This is a genomic window from Pseudomonas sp. NPDC098740 (genome assembly GCF_044760065.1).
GTDB classification, from domain to species: domain Bacteria; phylum Pseudomonadota; class Gammaproteobacteria; order Pseudomonadales; family Pseudomonadaceae; genus Aquipseudomonas; species Aquipseudomonas rossensis.
This window is the reverse complement of record NZ_JBIWAM010000004.1, coordinates 126,226-143,639: the sequence shown is the minus strand read 5'-3', so window position 1 is coordinate 143,639 and position 17,414 is coordinate 126,226. Positions and strand designations below refer to the sequence as shown.

Annotated in this window: 14 protein-coding genes; 7 read left to right on the top strand and 7 right to left on the bottom strand. The window is 61.2% G+C overall.

The window, feature by feature from the left end; genetic code table 11:
* Positions 1–2 precede the first annotated feature (2 nt).
* The 5 genes from ACIQU2_RS06685 to ACIQU2_RS06665 all read left to right on the top strand — a co-directional run bounded on the left by ACIQU2_RS06685 (position 3) and on the right by ACIQU2_RS06665 (position 6,574).
* Positions 3–1,418 (top strand): Y-family DNA polymerase, encoded by a 1,416-nt coding sequence (locus tag ACIQU2_RS06685; protein ID WP_403139514.1) that lies wholly within the window; start codon positions 3–5, stop codon positions 1,416–1,418.
* A complete protein-coding gene (locus ACIQU2_RS06680; protein WP_403139513.1) occupies positions 1,394–4,492 on the top strand; it encodes an error-prone DNA polymerase in 3,099 nt (1,032 codons plus the stop codon). Before ACIQU2_RS06685 ends, ACIQU2_RS06680 begins: the two co-directional genes overlap by 25 nt.
* Positions 4,493–4,838: 346 nt before the next feature.
* Positions 4,839–5,513, top strand: coding sequence for a CsgG/HfaB family protein (locus tag ACIQU2_RS06675; protein WP_347806248.1), 675 nt, complete (start codon positions 4,839–4,841; stop codon positions 5,511–5,513).
* Between the two features lie 60 nt (positions 5,514–5,573).
* Positions 5,574–5,918 (top strand): DUF4810 domain-containing protein, encoded by a 345-nt coding sequence (locus ACIQU2_RS06670; protein ID WP_403139792.1) that lies wholly within the window; start codon positions 5,574–5,576, stop codon positions 5,916–5,918.
* On the top strand, positions 5,915–6,574 hold the full coding sequence (locus ACIQU2_RS06665) for a DUF799 domain-containing protein (protein WP_347806245.1): 660 nt from the start codon (positions 5,915–5,917) through the stop codon (positions 6,572–6,574). The genes ACIQU2_RS06670 and ACIQU2_RS06665 overlap by 4 nt, the downstream gene beginning before the upstream one ends.
* A 137-nt stretch (positions 6,575–6,711) precedes the next feature.
* On the opposite strand, the gene ACIQU2_RS06660 is transcribed toward ACIQU2_RS06665, so the two are convergent.
* The 7 genes from ACIQU2_RS06660 to ACIQU2_RS06630 form a co-directional block, all read right to left on the bottom strand.
* Complete coding sequence (locus ACIQU2_RS06660) at positions 6,712–7,374, bottom strand: flavin reductase family protein (RefSeq protein WP_401360933.1); 663 nt, start codon at positions 7,372–7,374, stop codon at positions 6,712–6,714.
* A gap of 12 nt (positions 7,375–7,386) precedes the next feature.
* Positions 7,387–8,874 carry an amidohydrolase family protein gene (locus ACIQU2_RS06655; protein WP_403139511.1) on the bottom strand — a complete coding sequence of 496 codons (1,488 nt, stop codon included), beginning with the start codon at positions 8,872–8,874 and terminating at the stop codon, positions 7,387–7,389.
* Positions 8,871–10,067 carry an amidohydrolase family protein gene (locus ACIQU2_RS06650; protein WP_403139510.1) on the bottom strand — a complete coding sequence of 399 codons (1,197 nt, stop codon included), beginning with the start codon at positions 10,065–10,067 and terminating at the stop codon, positions 8,871–8,873. The genes ACIQU2_RS06655 and ACIQU2_RS06650 overlap by 4 nt, the downstream gene beginning before the upstream one ends.
* Positions 10,068–10,225: 158 nt before the next feature.
* The gene (locus ACIQU2_RS06645; protein WP_403139790.1) at positions 10,226–11,278 is read right to left on the bottom strand and encodes an extracellular solute-binding protein; all 1,053 of its coding nucleotides are present in this window, start codon (positions 11,276–11,278) and stop codon (positions 10,226–10,228) included.
* A gap of 32 nt (positions 11,279–11,310) precedes the next feature.
* Positions 11,311–12,099 (bottom strand): ABC transporter permease, encoded by a 789-nt coding sequence (locus ACIQU2_RS06640; RefSeq protein ID WP_046048507.1) that lies wholly within the window; start codon positions 12,097–12,099, stop codon positions 11,311–11,313.
* Positions 12,096–13,013 carry an ABC transporter permease gene (locus tag ACIQU2_RS06635; RefSeq protein ID WP_403139507.1) on the bottom strand — a complete coding sequence of 306 codons (918 nt, stop codon included), beginning with the start codon at positions 13,011–13,013 and terminating at the stop codon, positions 12,096–12,098. Before ACIQU2_RS06635 ends, ACIQU2_RS06640 begins: the two co-directional genes overlap by 4 nt.
* A 1-nt stretch (position 13,014) precedes the next feature.
* Positions 13,015–14,100 (bottom strand): ABC transporter ATP-binding protein, encoded by a 1,086-nt coding sequence (locus tag ACIQU2_RS06630; protein WP_403139506.1) that lies wholly within the window; start codon positions 14,098–14,100, stop codon positions 13,015–13,017.
* Positions 14,101–14,240: 140 nt separating this feature from the next.
* Here ACIQU2_RS06630 and ACIQU2_RS06625 point away from each other — a divergent pair, with 140 nt between their 5' ends.
* The gene (locus ACIQU2_RS06625) at positions 14,241–14,930 is read left to right on the top strand and encodes a GntR family transcriptional regulator (RefSeq protein ID WP_008154995.1); all 690 of its coding nucleotides are present in this window, start codon (positions 14,241–14,243) and stop codon (positions 14,928–14,930) included.
* Positions 14,931–15,258: 328 nt separating this feature from the next.
* Positions 15,259–17,370 carry a PAS domain-containing protein gene (locus ACIQU2_RS06620; RefSeq protein WP_403139504.1) on the top strand — a complete coding sequence of 704 codons (2,112 nt, stop codon included), beginning with the start codon at positions 15,259–15,261 and terminating at the stop codon, positions 17,368–17,370.
* Positions 17,371–17,414: the final 44 nt, after the last annotated feature.

Below are 17,414 nucleotides of genomic sequence, written 5' to 3'. Positions count from 1 at the left end.
CCATGCGCTGGGTCTGCATTCTTTTCCCGCAATTGGCGCTGGACGCGGTACTGCGTCAGCGCTCCGATCCCGATGAGCCGCTGGCGCTGCTGACCGGCCCGGCCCAGCGTCGGGTGTTGCAAGCGGTCAACGCTTCGGCCCGGGCGCTGGGCTTGCGCCCGGGCCAGTCGATGACCGCCGCCCAGGCTTTGAGCAAAGGGTTTGTCACGGCTGAATACGACGCTGCCGAGATCGAGCACTGGCAGCAGTTTCTGGCCGCCTGGGCTTATCGATTCAGTTCACAAGTCAGCGTGCATTACCCGCGTGCGGTGGTGTTTGAAATCGAATCCAGCCTGGGATTGTTCGGCGCCTGGCCGCAATTCGAGGCGAGGTTGCGGGCCGAGCTCGGCGAGCTGGGGTTTCGCCATCGGATTGTTGCCGCGCCCAACCCGGTGGCGGCACGGGTACTGGCCAACGCGTATGACGGTCTGGTGGTGCCCGACGATCAAGCCTTGCAACATCATCTTGGACAGTTGCCCATCGACCGGGTCGGGCTGGAAACCAGCGTTGCCACCGCGTTATCGCGCATGGGGGTGCGCACGTTGAGTCAGGTTCAGGCGTTGCCTCGCCATAGCCTGGCCCGGCGTTTCGAGGCTCAGGTGCTCAAGCATCTGGACGCCTTGCTCGGGTTACGGCGGCTGGCGCTGGCGTTCTACTTGCCGCCGGACCGGTTCGATGTGCGCATCGAGCTCAACTTCGACGTGCAGTCCCATCAGGCGCTGCTGTTTCCGTTACGCCGGCTGACCGGTGACCTGTCGGCGTTTCTTTGCGGTCGGGACAGCGGCGTGCAGCGTTTTGACCTGCATTTGGAGCACGCCGGGTTGCCGGACACCGTCATCAAGGTCGGCCTGCTCAGCGCCGAACGTGATCCGGCGATGCTCTTTGAACTGGCCCGGGGGCGGTTGGAGCACGTCCAGGTCGAGGCCCCGGTGCGCGGTTTTCGCCTGCGCGCCGAAGACTTGCCGGCCTTCGTTCCCCAGTATCAGGAGCTGTTCGACGACCGCCCGCAACAATCCTTGCCGTGGGAGCAACTGCGCGAACGCTTGCGCGCGCGGTTGGGAGATGACGCGGTGCAGGGTTTGCGGTTCCAGGCCGATCACCGGCCGGAATGCGCGTGGCAGGCCAGTGTCGACAGTCAGCGCTGTGCAGGGCTGCCTGCCGTGCAACGTCCGGGTTGGCTGCTGACTGAACCGCTGGCGGTGCACGAAGGTTCGACGCGTATCCTGATGGGCCCGGAACGCATCGAGTCCGGTTGGTGGGACGGCGCCGATGTGCGCCGCGATTACTTCCTGATCGAAACCCGTTCCGGCCAGCAGGGCTGGGCCTATCGTGCGGTCGGAGAGGACGGCCCGTTGTGGCTGCAAGGCTGGTTCGCATGAGCATCGACTATGCCGAGCTGCATTGCCTGTCGAACTTCAGTTTTCAACGCGGTGCTTCCAGTGCCCTCGAACTCTTTCAGCGGGCGAAAAAGCAGGGCTATCAGGCCTTGGCGATCACCGATGAATGCACCCTGGCCGGTATCGTCCGCGCCTGGCAAGCGGCCAAAGCCGTGGAGCTACCGCTGATTATCGGCAGCGAAGTGCGCATCGAGAACGGTCCGAAACTGGTGTTGCTGGTGGAAAACCTCGAGGGCTACCAGACCCTGTGCCGACTGATTACCCGAGCGCGGCGCCGCACGCAGAAAGGCCAGTATCAAGTGCTGCGGGAAGACTTCAGCGAACCCTTGCCGGGGCTGTTGGCGCTGTGGGTGCCGGACGCCGTCGATGACTTTGAACAGGGCCACTGGCTGAAACAGACCTTCGTCGATTGCCTGTGGATGGCCGTCCAGCTGCATCGCGGCCAGGACGATACCCGACGGCTGGCTGCGCTGGTGTCCTTGGCGAGGGAACTGCGGATCCCGGCGGTGGCCAGCGGCGATGTGCACATGCACGCTCGTGGGCGACGCGCCTTGCAGGACACCATGACCGCGATCCGTCATCACGTGCCCGTGGCGGAGGCCGGGCTGCGTCTTCATCCCAATGGCGAGCGGCATGTGCGCAGTCTCGCTGCTCTGCAATCGATCTACCCGCAAACACTGCTCGACGAAACGCTGAACATCGCCCGGCGCTGCACCTTCGACCTCGGTCAGTTGCGTTATCAATATCCCCGGGAGTTGGTCCCTGAAGGCCAGACAGCCACATCCTGGCTGCGGCATCTGACCGAAGAGGGCATCGCGTGGCGCTGGCCAAAAGGCCCGCAGGCCCAGGTGCTGACGCAGATCGACAAGGAACTGGAGCTGATCGCCGAGCTGGGCTACGAAAGCTATTTCCTGACGGTTCACGACATTGTGCGATTCGCCCGTGAGCAAAAAATTCTGTGTCAGGGTCGTGGTTCGGCGGCCAACTCGGCGGTGTGCTTTGCCTTGGGCATTACGGAAATCGATCCGGATCGCACCACGCTGTTGTTCGAGCGTTTTCTCTCCAAAGAGCGCAACGAACCGCCGGACATCGACGTCGATTTCGAACACGAACGCCGCGAAGAAGTCCTGCAGTACGTGTTCCAGCGTTATGGCCGGACCCGCGCGGCGTTGACGGCGGTGGTCAGCACGTATCACGCGGCCGGCGCGGTGCGTGATGTGGCCAAGGCCTTGGGTTTGCCGCCGGATCAGATCAACGCCCTGGCCGATTGCTGTGGCCACTGGAGTGATGCAACACCGCCCGTGGAACGCCTGCTTGAAGGCGGGTTCGATCCCGAGAGCCCGGTGCTGCGCCGGGTGCTGAGCCTGACGGGGCAGCTGATCGGTTTCCCCCGACACCTGTCCCAGCACCCCGGCGGTTTCGTGATTTCCGAGCAGCCTCTGGACAGCCTGGTCCCAGTGGAAAACGCCGCCATGGCCGAGCGCACCATCATCCAGTGGGACAAGGACGACCTCGATGCCGTCGGGCTGCTCAAGGTGGATATCCTGGCGTTGGGCATGCTCAGTGCGATCCGCCGCTGTTTCGATCTGTTGCGCCGTCATCGCCATCGGGACCTGAGCCTGGCGACGATCCCGTCCGAAGACTCGCAAACCTACGACATGATCGGCCGTGCCGACACCATCGGCGTGTTCCAGATCGAGTCCCGGGCGCAGATGTCGATGCTGCCGAGGCTCAAACCCCGGACCTTCTATGACCTGGTGATCGAGGTGGCGATCGTCCGTCCGGGGCCGATTCAGGGCGGGATGGTGCATCCGTACCTGCGACGCCGAAACAAGGAAGAACCCGAGATCTATCCGTCCCCGGCACTGGAAGTCGTGCTCAAGCGCACGCTGGGCGTGCCGCTGTTCCAGGAACAGGTGATGCAGATTGCGATTGTCGCCGCCGACTACAGCCCCGGCGAGGCCGATCAGTTGCGCCGCTCCATGGCCGCCTGGAAACGCCACGGAGGGCTCGAACCGCACAAGGATCGCCTGGCCGCCGGGATGAAGAAAAACGGCTACACGGCCGAGTTTGCTGCGCAGATTTTCGAGCAGATCAAAGGCTTCGGCAGTTATGGTTTCCCCGAGTCCCACGCCGCCAGTTTCGCCTTGCTGACCTACGCCAGTTGCTGGTTGAAATGCCACGAGCCGGCGGCCTTCGCCTGTGCGCTGATCAACAGCTGGCCCATGGGTTTCTACAGCCCGGACCAGATTCTGCAGGACGCGCGCCGGCATCATTTGCAGATTCGCCCGGTGGACGTGCGCGCCAGTGACTGGGATTGCAGCCTCGAACCGATCACCGGTGCCCAGCCGGCGATCCGTATGGGGTTGAGGATGATCAAGGGCTTTCGCGAGGACGATGCCCGGCGCATCGAAACGGCGAGGTCGAAGGGGGCGTTTATCGACATTGCCGACCTCGGCGAACGGGCGCGACTCGATGCCCGTGCCCAGGAGCAACTGGCTGATGCCGGTGCACTGCGCGGCCTGGCGGGTGACCGTCATCGGGCGCGCTGGGAAGTGGCGGGGGTGCAGAAACAGCTCGGCTTGTTTGCGGGTCTGCCGAGTCAGGAGGAGGGCGCGGTGTCGTTGCCCAAACCCACCGTGGGCGAGGACCTGCTAGCCGATTACAACAGCGTCGGCACTACGCTCGGCCCGCATCCGCTGGCTCTATTGCGGGGTGAATTGAAAGCCCGGCGCTGCCGCAGTTCGAAGGAGCTGCTGGATATCGAGCATGGACGACCGGTCAGCGTCGCCGGGCTGGTGACCGGTCGACAACGTCCGGGCACCGCCAGTGGTGTGACCTTTGTCACCCTTGAAGATGAGTTCGGCAACGTCAACGTCATTGTCTGGCGCGACCTGGCCGACCGGCAGCGCCAGGTGTTGGTGGGCTCGCAATTGCTCAAGGTCGACGGGCGTTGGGAAAAGGAAGGCGAAGTGCGGCATTTGATTGCCGGACGTTTGAGCGACCTGAGTCCATTGCTGGATGGCATCAGCGTACGTAGCCGCGATTTCCGCTGATCTGTGCCTATACAACACCCTCTGTAGCAGCTGTGTAGGAGCTGTGGGGGGGGGGGGGGGGGGGGGGGTTTTTTTTTTTTTTTTTTAATAAAAAAAAAAAAAAAAAATCTCCCCCCCCCCCCCCCCCCCCCACAGCTCCTACAGATGTGTGTTTGCCAATCCACTGACGCCAATAAAAATTAAACACTGTCCTCCGTGGTGGCACTTTGGCATAATGCCGGCCGCCGACGTCCCGCACGTCGATTGTCGATTTGATTCCCCCTCGCTTTTTCTCCGCTGCAACCCGCAGTGGCTGGCTATTGCCGTGCCGGGATAAACCGTTTTTCAAAAGGAATGCACAGTGAGAATGATCTCTCGGATGTTGGTATCGGCGGCAGCGGTTGCCGTCTTGGGCGCGATGGCCGGGTGTGCGACCGAAAGCTCGCGCGCCTTGCCGGTAGAAAAGGTCGAAAGCGCCAGCCTCGCTTATGCCGGTATTCGCGTACCCATGGCGGTCGGCAAGTTCGACAACCGCTCGAGCTACATGCGTGGGATCTTCTCCGACGGTGTGGATCGCCTCGGCGGTCAGGCCAAGACCATCCTGATCACTCACTTGCAGCAAACCAACCGCTTCAGCGTGCTGGATCGCGACAACATGAGCGAGATCCAGCAGGAGGCCGCGATCAAGGGCCAGTCCCAGCGCCTCAAGGGGGCTGACTTTGTGGTCACCGGTGATGTCACCGAATTCGGCCGCAAAGAGACTGGCGATCACCAGTTGTTCGGCATTCTCGGTCGCGGCAAGACCCAGGTGGCCTACGCCAAGGTCAACCTGAACATCGTCAATATCAATACGTCCGAAGTGGTTTATTCGACTCAGGGCGCGGGCGAATACGCCTTGTCCAACCGTGAAGTCATCGGCTTTGGCGGCACCGCTGCCTACGATTCGACCCTCAACGGCAAAGTGCTCGACCTGGCCATGCGCGAGGCGATCAATCGTCTGGTGGACGGCATGAATGCCGGTGCATGGAAACCGGGCAACTGATCAAGGTCGATGACAAGGAGCGGTACAAGCATGTTCAAGATGTATGCGAAATGGGCGCTGATGGCGTCGACCGTGCTGGTCAGTGGCCTGTTGGCCGGCTGCAACAGCGGCCCGAAAACCCTTTACCAGTGGGAAAGCTACCAGCCGGAAGTCTATGAGTACTTCAAGGGTGAAGAGCCCAAGGAAGCTCAGGCCGAAGCACTGGAGCGCGACCTGCAGAAGATCAGGTCCACCGGCAGGACACCGCCGCCTGGCTACCACGCTCATTTGGGGCTGTTGTACCTGAGCATGGGCAAGGACGATCAGATGGTGCAGCAATTCAGAACCGAGAAGACGTTGTTTCCCGAGTCGACGCCGTACATGGACTTTCTGCTTAAAAACGCCAAGACCGGAGATGCCCAATGATCGCGCGCTCATTGAAACTGATGGCCGGGCTACTGGCGCTGGCGGTACTCGGCGGTTGCGTCAGTCCCAAGACCGTGGACTATTCGGCATACAAGCAAAGTCGTCCGAAAACCATTCTGGTGCTGCCGCCGCTGAACAACTCGCCGGACGTCAAGGCGTCCTACAGCCTGTTGTCGCAGGTCACGTACCCGTTGGCTGAAGCCGGTTACTACGTGCTGCCGATCGCCCTGGTCGATGAGACGTTCCGCCAGAATGGCCTGACCACGCCGGCGGATATCCATCAGGCACCGGCCAACAAACTGCAAGAAATCTTCGGTGCCGATGCTGCGCTGTACATCACTGTGACGGACTACGGCACTCGCTACATGATCATCAGCAGCGAAACCGTGGTTACGGCCAGCGCGAAACTGGTGGACCTCAAGAGCGGCACCACCCTGTGGACCGGCTCGGCTCGGGCTTCGAGCGAGGAGGGCGGTAACAATGGTGGCGGTGGTTTGATTGGCATGCTGATCACCGCAGCGGTGAAGCAGATCATCAACAGTTCCACCGACGCCGGTCACCCGATCGCCGGTGTGACCAGCGCTCGGCTGCTGTCGGCAGGACAACCGGCGGGGTTGCTGTACGGGCCGCGTTCGCCGAAATACGGCACTGACTGATGCCCGCAATCCTGTAGGAGCTGTCGAGTGAAACGAGGCTGCGATCTTTTGACGTTGCTTTTTAAGAACAAGATCAAAAGATCGCAGCCTCGTTTCACTCGTCAGCTCCTACAGGGTTTGTGTACGTGGGCAGAGTTCTATTTGGCCTCAGGCCAAAACCGCTCCCCACCCCCCGGCGCATCCGTCCACGCCTGCAACGACCGTGTCGGCAAATCAAAATAATCACGCGTGCGCGCATACCCATGCCCACCCATCCGGCCAATCGCATCGAGCCCGAGCTGATCGATATACAAGGTTTTCGGGTCGATCAATTCATCCCGCACATGGGCCATCAGCACTTCGCCAAAGATAATCTCCCGGGACTGTCCGATGGACAGCGCCATCATTCTTCGACACTCCAAAGCCACCGGCGCTTCCCCGATCCGTGGGCATTTGACCGTGGTGCCGGGAATGGCAGTAAGGCCCGCAGCAGTCAGTTCGTCGAAACCGGGGGCGAACGGCACGGCGCAGACGTTCATGGCTTCCACCAGGGCATCGCTGACGATGTTTACGGTGAATTCCTGGTTGAGCTGGATATTGCGAGTGGTGTCCTTGGGGCTTTGGTCGCCGTAGTTTTCTACGCCCAACGCGAGGATCGGCGGGTCGGCCGAGAGGGCGTTGAAGAAGCTGAAGGGCGCGGCGTTGATCCGGCCTTCGCCGTCGATGGTGGTGACCAGGGCAATCGGCCGTGGCACCACGCTGCCGATCAGAATCTTGTATTTGTCTCGCGGGCTCAATTGGCTGAAGTCGAAGCTTTGCATGGGCAGGACTCTCTAAAGAAGGGGATCAATCGCGCTCAGCGGCGCGCGTGCGCTGTAGTCGTCAGCGAACGGGATGGACGGTTTGAACAGGTCTTTCCAGTCCGGTTGGCCGAAGGCCCGGTCGCTGTGGCTGCGCATCAGTTTTTCGAATTGTTGTTGGGCCTGGCGTTGCAGGGCGGGGTAGTCGACGCCTTGAACCTGACCGTCCTGCATCACGCAGCGGCCGTCGATGTAGCTGGCGATGCAGTCGTCACCGCGCCCGGCCAATACCAGGTTTTTCAGTGGGTCGAACAGCGGCCCCAAATGCAGGCCGCGAAGGCTGAACACCGTGATGTCGGCCTTGGCGCCCGGTGCCAAGCGGCCCAGATCATCGCGACCCAGGGCCTTGGCGCCGCCGAGGGTGGCGGCGTTGTACAAATCCAGGGTGCTGGTGAGCAAGTTCCCGCCCTCCATCAATCGCGCGATGTTCAGACCCTGGCGCATGTTTTCCAGCAAGTCCGCCGGCCAGGTGTCGGTGCCCAAGGCGAAGTTGATGCCCTTGGCCCGATAGCGACCGAAAGCGTTCAGCGCCTCGCCGTCACGGGCAAACACCACCGGGCAATGCACCAGGCTCGCGCCGCCATCCACCACGCGTTGCAGATCGTCATCGCCTGAGGTGTAGATGCCGTGGGGCAGCAGACTGCGCGGGGTCAGCAGGTCCAGTTGCTGCAACCAGGTCAGGGGTGACACGCCGCGCAGTTGCTCGACCATCGCCACCTCACCGAGCCCCTGGCAGCAATGCAAACGCATCGGCGCGTTCAGTTCCAGGCTGAGCGCGGCGGTGCGTTGCAGCAGGGCCGGGGTGCAGGTCTGGATGCGGTCCGGCAGCAGCGCGCCGCGAATCAAACCCTCGTGTGCACCGTCGAAATCATGGAAAAACCTAACAGCGGCATCGAGCCCGGCCATGCCTCGCGCCTCATCCCAGTGATGCCCGAGGCTTCCATCGGCGCGCCAGTAACTCATGCCGCTCATGTAGCAGGGGCCGAGGTAAGTCCGCAGCCCCAACTCGGCAGCCACACCGGTCACCGCAGAAAACTCGTCGTAGGTTTCGGCCCACTCGCGGTAATACATCGAGGTGATCGGCATGGCGGTGGTGATGCCGTTGCGGATCAGCTGGGTGAAGGCGTAGCGGTATTTGAAGACTTGTTCATCCGCGGTGTAACTCTCCCGCGGGCCGCTCGCCAGATAGTCCTCGGACCACATCCGGCCCATGTCGCGTTCATCGCCGTTGTCCAGCGTCAGCACCGTTGAATCAAGATCCCCGAGCGCATCCAGATCGATGAAGCCCGGACCGATCAACGCGTTGCCGTAATCGAACCACTGATCCACCGGCCCCGGATAGTCGCGCCCGACAAACACGATGCGCGAACCTTCGAACACCACTTCGCCGTCGCGCCACAGCACGTGTTGCGTGCCGTCGAATCCGACCACGCAACTGGCTTTCAAAGCGATCCGTTTCACAAGCGACTTTCCAGCAGTCGGCCACCGGAAGCGATCAACTCACCGCCGCGATAAACCTGTCGCACCGGCCGCGACACCACCGCCTCGCCCAGCGTCTGCACCGGCATCAGCAAAAAGTCCGCCGGCTGGCCGATCTCTAACCCATAACCTTCACAACCCAACGCCTGAGCGCCATTCACCGTCGCGGCTTCGAACGCCGCCGCCAGTTCATCGTCCTTGTTCAAGTCGAAACGAAAGGCCAGCAGCATCGCCCGTTCCAGCATGTCGCCGTTGCCCATGGGCGACCAGGCGTCGCGAATGCCGTCCGAACCCAGGCACACGTTCACCCCGGTCTCGCGCAACGCAAGGAACGGCGGCACCGCGCAATCGGCTGGCGCCGAACTCATCAGGGAAATTCCCAAGGCCGCCAAACGCTCCGCCACTGGTTTGACCTGGCTCCACGGCAACATTCCAAGGCAGTACGCGTGGCTGATCATCACCCGACCCTGACGCCCGAAGCGTTCGGTGTAGTCGGCGATCAGTGCGATCTGCCACAGGCCCAGTTCGCCCTTGTCGTGCAGGTGAATGTCGACGCCACGCTCGAATTCGCTGGCCAGCTTAAACACGAAGTCGAGCTGGGCGATCGGGTCATTGTCGATGCCGCACGGGTCGAGGCCGCCGACGTTTTCCACGCCCAGGGCCATGGCTTCGCGCATCAGTTCGGCGGTGCCGGGGCGGCTGATCAGGCCGGTTTGCGGGAACACCACCAGTTGCAGGTCGATCAGGTCGCGGTAGTTTTCGCGCAGTTGCTGCATGGCCTCGACGTGGCGCAGGCCGAATTCCGGGTCGATGTCGACGTGACAACGCATCGTCAGCGAGCCACGGGCGATGCAGTTTTCCAGCAGGGCGCCAGCGCGCTGGACAATCGGTGCCTGGACTTCGCGCAGCACGCGGCGCTCGTTGGCGATGTAGTCCTTGAGCGTCGGGCCGGCGCTGTTCGGGCGCCAGGGTTGACCCCAGAGGGTTTTGTCGAGGTGGACGTGGCTTTCAACCAGGGCAGGGGTGAGGAGCTGGTTTTGGCCGTCGATGTCGGTGGTGGTGAGGGCAGCGGTCGATGCCGGGCGGCGTTGCTTGAACAGGCCGTTTTCGATCAGCAGGTCTTCGGCGGTTGAACCGTAGGGCCGCACATTGCGCAGCCAGCGGGGTTGGGTCATATCAAGCCTCAAATTTTGTTGTGTTTGGACGGGCCTCATCGCGAGCAAGCTCGCTCCCACAGTGGTTTTGTGTTGAACATGGAATGTGTGAACAACCCAATACCCTGTGGGAGCCGGGCTTGCCCGCGATGGCCACGACTCGGTCTCAAGCGAGCCGATCAACCCTTGAGCTTCGACCAGATCCGGTCCTGCAGCTCCCGCGCCTTGTTGCTGCACTCTTTCTCCGGGCGCAGGCGCGAGGCGAACTCATCGGGCATGTTGATCGCGTCCATCACCCGCCATTTGGCGTCGATCAACTTGTCGCTCTGGATGCCGTTGGCGTAGGCGATGGCGTTGGACACGGCGGCGGCGTTTTCCGGCTTCATCATCCAGTCGATGAAGATCTTCGCGTTGCCAGGGTGCGGGGCGCTTTTCGGTACGGCGAAGTTGTCCTGGAACATCGCCAGGCCTTCGCGCGGGTACACGTACTTGATGGTGCTTTTTTGCAACGTGGCCCGGGCGGTGGAGCCGTTCCAGTTCTGCATCATGATCACTTCACCGGAGGCCATGCGGTCGACGGTGTTGTCCGAGCTGTACATCTTCAAGTGCGGTTTCTGTTTTTGCAGCAGCTCCAGAATGCGCTTGGCGTCCTGCGGGTTTTCGCTGCATTCGTCGACGTTCAGGTAATGGCTGGCCGCGTTGATCACACTGCTGGAGGTGTCGAGGGCGGCGAGTTGGCCTTTCAGTTCCTTGCGCGGTTCGAAGAACTCTTTCCACGAGTCGTCCAGTTTGCCGCCGGGCACCCGCGCGCTGTCATAGGAAAACCCGGTGGTGCCCCACAGGTACGGGGCGGAGAACTTGCGGCCCGGGTCGAAACTCGGGTCGCGGAACGCCGGTTTGACGTACTGGAAGTTGGGCAGGGTCGAGGCGTCGATTTTCAACAGAAGGTTCTGGTTGATCAACGTGCGCATGATCGACTGCGACGGCACGATCACGTCATACGCCGCGCCACCGGCCTGCAACTTGGCCAGCAGGGTTTCGTTGCTGTCGTAGCCGTCCATGGTGACCTTGATCCCGGTCTCCTTTTCGAACTTGACCAGCAGTTCCACCGGGTAATAGTCGGTCCAGTTGTAGAAGAACAGTTCCTTGGGTTCGGCGGCCTGGGCGCTGAACGCCGTGAAGCAATTCAGGGCCAGACCGGCGACAGCGAAACGCATGCTTTTTGTTTTCATTGGCTTTTTATTCATAACAGCAGGCTCCAGACTCATTGGTTTTTGCCGCGCTGTCCCAGCCAGAAGGCCAGTACCACCAGCACGATGGAAATCACCAGCATCAAGGTCGAGATCGCGTTGATCTCCGGCGTTACCCCGGACTTGATTGCCGAGAAGATGTACACCGGCAACGTCGTCGAACCGGGGCCGGCAACGAAGAAGGTCATGATGAAATCGTCGAGGCTGACCACGAACGCCAGCACCGAACCGGACAACACCGCCGGCCATAACAACGGCAAGGTCACCCGGCGAAACACCTGCCACGGGTTGGCGTACAAATCGTTCGCCGCCTCCAGCAAACTCTTGTCCAGGTCATTGAGCCGCGCACGGATCGGTAGGTAGGCGAAAGGAATGCAGAAGCCGATGTGCGCGACGATCACTGTCAGCAAACCGAGCTTGATCCCCAGCGCCATGAACAGCAGCAGCGTGGCGACGGCGGTGACGATCTCCGGCAGGATCAGCGGCAGGTTGATCCCGCCCTCGACCATCTTCTGTCCATAGAACGGCCGATAGGTCGCCAGCGCTGCGAGCAAGGCAATGGCCGTGGCACACACCGTGGCGATGCCGGCGACGATGATCGAGTTCAGCGCTGCGGTCTGGATCGACGGGTTGGCCAGAATCCTTCCGTACCAGGCGAAGGAGAACTCGGTCCACACCGTGGCCGAACGGTTGGCGTTGAAGCTGTAGGCGATCAGCACGAATATCGGCACGTACAGATAGGCCAGGATCAGCAGGCTGACTTCCCGGGTCAGGGGCAGTTTTTTCAGGTGCAGGGCGATCATGCGGTGGCTCCCCGACGCAGAGTTTTAGCGGTGCTGCGGCTATAAAGGGCGTAAAGCACCAGGGACAGCAGCAGAATCCCCAGCAACAGGAACGACAGCGAACTGCCCAGCGGCCAGTTGCGCGCGGTGCCGAACTGTTGCTGGATCAGGTTGCCGATCATCAGCGTCTTGCCGCCGCCGAGAATCGCCGGGGTGATGAAGGCACCGAGACTCGGCACAAACACCAGCAGCGCGCCGGCAATCACTCCGGGCATCGACAGCGGCAGGATGATCCGCTTCAGTGCGTGCCAACGATTGGCGCCGAGGTCGTAAGCCGCTTCCACCAGACGCCAGTCGAGTTTTTCCAGGGTCGAATAGATCGGCAAAATCATGAACGGCAGGAAGCTGTAGACCAGCCCGACGCTGACGGCGAAGTCGTTGTAGAGCAGGGTGATGCCACCGGCCTGAGGGAGCAGCGCATTAATGCTTTGGGCGACCCAGCCATGCTCGCGCAGGATGATCAACCACGCGTAGTTGCGGATCAGCAGGTTGGTCCAGAACGGAATGGTGATCAGCAACACCATGAGGTTGCGCCGACGCGGTGTCAGGCTCGACATCCACAACGCCACCGGGAAGCCGAACAGGAAACACAGCAGGGTGGTGCCTCCGGCCTGGAACACCGAACGCAACAGCGCCTGGGCGTAGACCCAGTTCAGTTCCAGTTCACCGTCGAAACCTTCCTGGAAGAACAGCTGCACGTAGCTTTGCAATTGCCAGTCGGCCTGCCAGTCGACGCCGCCATACACGTTGCGCGGCAACAGGCTGATGTAGCCCATGATGCCGAGCGGAATGGCGATCAGCGCCAGTAAAGTCAGAACCACCGGGCTGAGCAACAGCGCACGGTTGAGGGCGGGAGAAGTTCCGCTGACGCTCATCTCAGGCCTCCATCAACAGGCAGGCGTGGGGCGGCAGGTTGACCGCGACGCGATCACCGACCACCCGGCCACGATTCAGGCCTTCGTTGTTCTCGCGCAACATGACCTTGATGTCGTTGTTCAACCGGCACTGGTAAAGGGTCGCGGTGCCGACATACAACACCGCTTCAATGACGCCGCGCAGGTGATGCGGTTGCGCCGGGTCGACCAATTGCGAGCGTTCCGGGCGGAACGCCAGTTGCACGCTGGCGCCATCGAAGCCCTGAGCCGGGCAGGGGATTTCCACCGGCATGCCGCTCGGCACGAAGAGCTTTTCGTTCTGCTGGCCGCGCTTGAGGTGGCCGGGGAGGAAGTTGATGTCGCCGATGAATTGAGCGACGAAGCGGTGCTGCGGCCGTTCGTAGATATCGTTCGGTGTACCGATTTGCAGGATCTTGCCGGCGGACATCACGGCGATACGGTCGGACAGGGTCAGCGCTTCTTCCTGATCGTGGGTGACGAAAATGAAGGTGATCCCGGCTTCCTTCTGTACGCGCTTGAGTTCGACCTGCATTTCCTTGCGCAGCTTCAAGTCCAGCGCCGACAGCGGTTCGTCGAGCAACAGCACTTTGGGTTTCGGCGCCAGGGCCCGGGCCAGCGCCACGCGCTGCTGCTGGCCACCGGACAACTCGGCCGGTTTGCGCTGGGCCAGGTGTTGCATTTGCACCAGCGTCAGCATCTCATCGACACGTTGCGGGATGAGCTTGCGATCAAGACCCTGCATCTCGAGGCCGAAGGCGATATTCTGCGCGACGCTCATGTGCGGAAACAGCGCGTAGCTCTGGAATACGGTGTTGACCCGGCGCTTGAACGGTGGCAAATCATTGACCGGTTCGCCCGCCAGACGAATCTCGCCTTCGCTGACCTGTTCGAAGCCGGCGATGGTGCGTAGCAGGGTGGTCTTGCCGCAGCCGGAAGGGCCGAGCAGGGTGAAGAATTCATTGTCGGCAATGTCGACTGAAACGTTGTCGAGGGCTGGAGCCAGCCCCGGATCGTCGGAATACCGCTTGGAGACGTTACGCACTTCGATTGCTGTTGGATGACCCATAATGGTGCATTCCTCTAATTATTGTATGCAATATCTGGATGCAATCTAGAAATAACCGGATTAATCTGCTCGTGCAACCCCCTTTTTCAAAGGCTGCTCATCGCCTGGGGCCGGTTGTTTAGCGCTGAAGGAGTGTTCAGATGACCGAGAAAAAACTCGAGACCACGGTCGACCGCGTCTACCAAGGGGTTTACGAGGCGATCAGCAAACGTTCTTTACGTCCCGGCATGAAGCTCGGCGAAGCGTCATTGGCCGAACTTTTTAATGTCAGCCGGACGTCGGTTCGTGCCGCGCTCAAACAGTTGGAGGCCGATGGCCTGGTCACCACCGAGCCCAATAAAGGGGCGTCGGTGTCGTTGCCCAGTGATGAAGAGATCCGCTCGCTGTTTGAAACGAGGCGCCTGATCGAGATCGGCATCGTCACTGAGCTCTGTCGTCGTCGTGATACCGCCGTGACCCAGGACCTGCGTGATCACTTGTTGCTGGAGGATGAAGCGCACCGCAGCGGCGACCATGAACGGCTGATTCATCTGCTTGGCGAGTTCCATATCAAACTCGCGCAAAGCCTGAACAACCCGGTGTTGCTGGACTGGTTCCGCAAGTTGATTTCCCGCGCCTCGCTTTACGCCGCCGCGCTGGATGACGACAGTCACGAAGCTTGCCGCGACGATGAACACCTGCGGCTGATCGAGTACATCGAAGCCGGCAACCAGAGCGCTGCGATCGAACTGACCTGCATGCATTTGAATGGCATCGAGAAAGCGATTCTCGACGTCGCCGCCACGCTGAAAACCGGCTACCACCCGCTCAAGCACCTGATTGAGGTGTAGCCACGAGATCCGTAGCAGCTGCCGAGCTGCGCGAGGCTGCGTTCGGCTGCGAAGCAGTCGTGAAATCAAACACCTCGGTGTGTCAGGACAAACTCGCATGCAGGGTTTACGACTGCTTCGCAGCCGAACGCAGCCTCGCAGGCTCGGCAGCTGCTACAAGGTTCGTCCGCAGGGCAAACTCCCTCGCCACAAATGCCTGGATGATGTGAATCAGCTAACCTCTATGAAACCATTGGCGACCGCGATGCTCGAAACAAACGGGCACGCACCGTCCTCATGCCGTTGCGATCCCTTAAGCCGGTCATCTACAGGGATACAGAGTCAGTCGATGCAGTTTCTAGACGATAGCCATGGGTGTGCAGGCTGGAACGGTGAAATGGCTGGGCGCATCCGCGCGTTCGACTGGAGCCTGACTGAGCTTGGGAACATGGACACCTGGCCCAGAAGCCTGTGCAGCGCGGTGCAGTTGATGCTCGCGTCCCCACTGCCGATGGTGATGCTGTGGGGCCGACCGGGTTACATGATCTATAACGATGCGTACTCGACGTTTGCCGGTGGCCGCCATCCTTACCTGTTGGGTTCTCCGGTGGAACTGGGCTGGCCGGAAGTCGCCGAATTCAATCGGTATGTGGTCGATACCTGCCTGGCCGGCGGCACCTTGTCCTATCGCAACAAAGTCCTGGAGTTGCTCCGCGACGGGATACCCGAAGACGTCTGGCTGGACCTCTATTACAGCCCGGTGGCTGATGATGACGGGAAACCGGCCGGGGTCATGGCGATGGTGGTCGAGACCACCGAGCATGTGATCTCCGAACGCCGCCGTCAGGCCGCCGAGGATGCCTATCACGCCGACAACGAACGGGTGCGACTGGCGCTCAATGCCGGGGCTTTGCTCGGCTCGTTCGTCTGGGACATCAAGGGCAATGCGCTCTCCGGTGACGAGCGTTTCGCCCGCACCTTTTCCTACCCGCCGGAGCAAAACCTGACCGACCTGCCAACGGACATCGCCGAAGCACGGATCCATCCCGATGACCGCAGCTGGGTGCAGGAGCAGATCAACCAATCAGTGGAAACCGGCGAACCCTTTAACGCCGAGTATCGGGTCCTGCGCCCGGATGGCAGTTATCTGTGGGTGCAGGCGAGTGGTGGCTGCGAATTCAATGAGCAGGGCGAACCGTTCCGTTTTCCCGGGGTGTTGATCGACATCCACGAACGCAAGACCGCCGAAGAATCCCTGCTCAAGTTCACCCGCAATCTGGAGCAACGCGTTGCCGACGAAGTCGAAGCGCGGCTGGCCGCTGAAGAACAACTGCGTCAATCGCAGAAACTCGAAGCCATCGGCGGTCTCACCGGCGGCGTGGCCCATGACTTCAACAACCTGTTGCAGGTGATCGCCGGTAACCTGCACTTGTTGGCGCGGCATGAACCGGACAACGCCAATGTGCAGCGCCGGGTCAGCGCTTCGATTGCCGCGGTCGAACGCGGCGCCAAACTGTCTTCGCAATTGCTCGCGTTCGCCCGTCGTCAGCCCTTGTCGCCAGCGGTCTGCGACCTGCGCCAGGTCTTCGATGGACTCGGGGAATTGTTGCAGCGGGCGCTGGGGGAAACCATCCAGATCAATGTCACCGCGGCTGAAGCCCTTTGGCACGTCTACGTGGACTGCAATCAACTGGAAAACGCCGTCCTCAATCTGGCGATCAATGCCCGTGACGCCATGAAAGGCGAGGGGACCATTGACCTGAGCGCCGAGAACATCGCCCTTGATAGCAAGTTTTGTGCGGGCAAGGGCATCGGTGCCGGCGATTATGTCTGCGTGGCGGTGGCTGACAGAGGAGTTGGCATGTCGCCGCAGGTACTCGCACAGGCTTTCGAACCGTTTTTTACCACCAAGGCCGATGGCCAGGGCACGGGGCTGGGACTGAGCATGGTGTTCGGTTTCGTCAAGCAAAGTGGCGGGCATATCGAGATTTCCAGCGTGGTCGGCCAGGGCACTCGGGTGCAGCTGTATTTCCCTCGCAGCCTGCGCCCGATGCTCAACGAAACGACACGTCATGACCCGCAACAGCGAGGCGGACACGAAACCATTCTGGTGGTCGAGGACAACGAGGCGGTGCGCAGCGCAGCGGTGGAGTTACTGCGCGAAGAAGGTTATCAAGTCCTGACGGCGGCCAACGGTGACGTCGCGATGCAGATGTTACTGGATGGCGCCGTGGTGGACCTGATTTTCACCGACGTGGTCATGCCTGGTCTGATTAAAAGTTCGGACCTGGCCGCCTGGGCCAAGATGCAGACGCCGCCGCTGGCTGTGCTGTTCACCTCGGGCAACACCCGTGACATTATTTCGCGCAATCACCAACTCAGCCCCGACACTTACTTGCTGAGCAAACCTTATGGTCCCGAGGCGCTGACCCAAATGGTCCGCACCGTCCTCAACGGCTAAACAGATCCAATGTGGGAGCGAGCTTGCTCGCGATGGCGGTCTGT

Excerpts from the sequence above, each read along its gene's own strand:
- ACIQU2_RS06685 (WP_403139514.1), top strand. The coding sequence starts at position 3 with ATGCGCTGGGTCTGCATTCTTTTCCCGCAATTGGCGCTGGACGCGGTA.
- ACIQU2_RS06635 (WP_403139507.1), bottom strand. The coding sequence starts at position 13,013 with ATGAGCGTCAGCGGAACTTCTCCCGCCCTCAACCGTGCGCTGTTGCTC.
- ACIQU2_RS06640 (WP_046048507.1), bottom strand. The coding sequence starts at position 12,099 with ATGATCGCCCTGCACCTGAAAAAACTGCCCCTGACCCGGGAAGTCAGC.
- ACIQU2_RS06645 (WP_403139790.1), bottom strand. The coding sequence starts at position 11,278 with ATGAAAACAAAAAGCATGCGTTTCGCTGTCGCCGGTCTGGCCCTGAAT.
- ACIQU2_RS06675 (WP_347806248.1), top strand. The coding sequence starts at position 4,839 with ATGATCTCTCGGATGTTGGTATCGGCGGCAGCGGTTGCCGTCTTGGGC.
- ACIQU2_RS06660 (WP_401360933.1), bottom strand. The coding sequence starts at position 7,374 with ATGCAAAGCTTCGACTTCAGCCAATTGAGCCCGCGAGACAAATACAAG.
- ACIQU2_RS06650 (WP_403139510.1), bottom strand. The coding sequence starts at position 10,067 with ATGACCCAACCCCGCTGGCTGCGCAATGTGCGGCCCTACGGTTCAACC.
- ACIQU2_RS06665 (WP_347806245.1), top strand. The coding sequence starts at position 5,915 with ATGATCGCGCGCTCATTGAAACTGATGGCCGGGCTACTGGCGCTGGCG.
- ACIQU2_RS06670 (WP_403139792.1), top strand. The coding sequence starts at position 5,574 with ATGGCGTCGACCGTGCTGGTCAGTGGCCTGTTGGCCGGCTGCAACAGC.
- ACIQU2_RS06620 (WP_403139504.1), top strand. The coding sequence starts at position 15,259 with ATGCAGTTTCTAGACGATAGCCATGGGTGTGCAGGCTGGAACGGTGAA.
- ACIQU2_RS06630 (WP_403139506.1), bottom strand. The coding sequence starts at position 14,100 with ATGGGTCATCCAACAGCAATCGAAGTGCGTAACGTCTCCAAGCGGTAT.
- ACIQU2_RS06625 (WP_008154995.1), top strand. The coding sequence starts at position 14,241 with ATGACCGAGAAAAAACTCGAGACCACGGTCGACCGCGTCTACCAAGGG.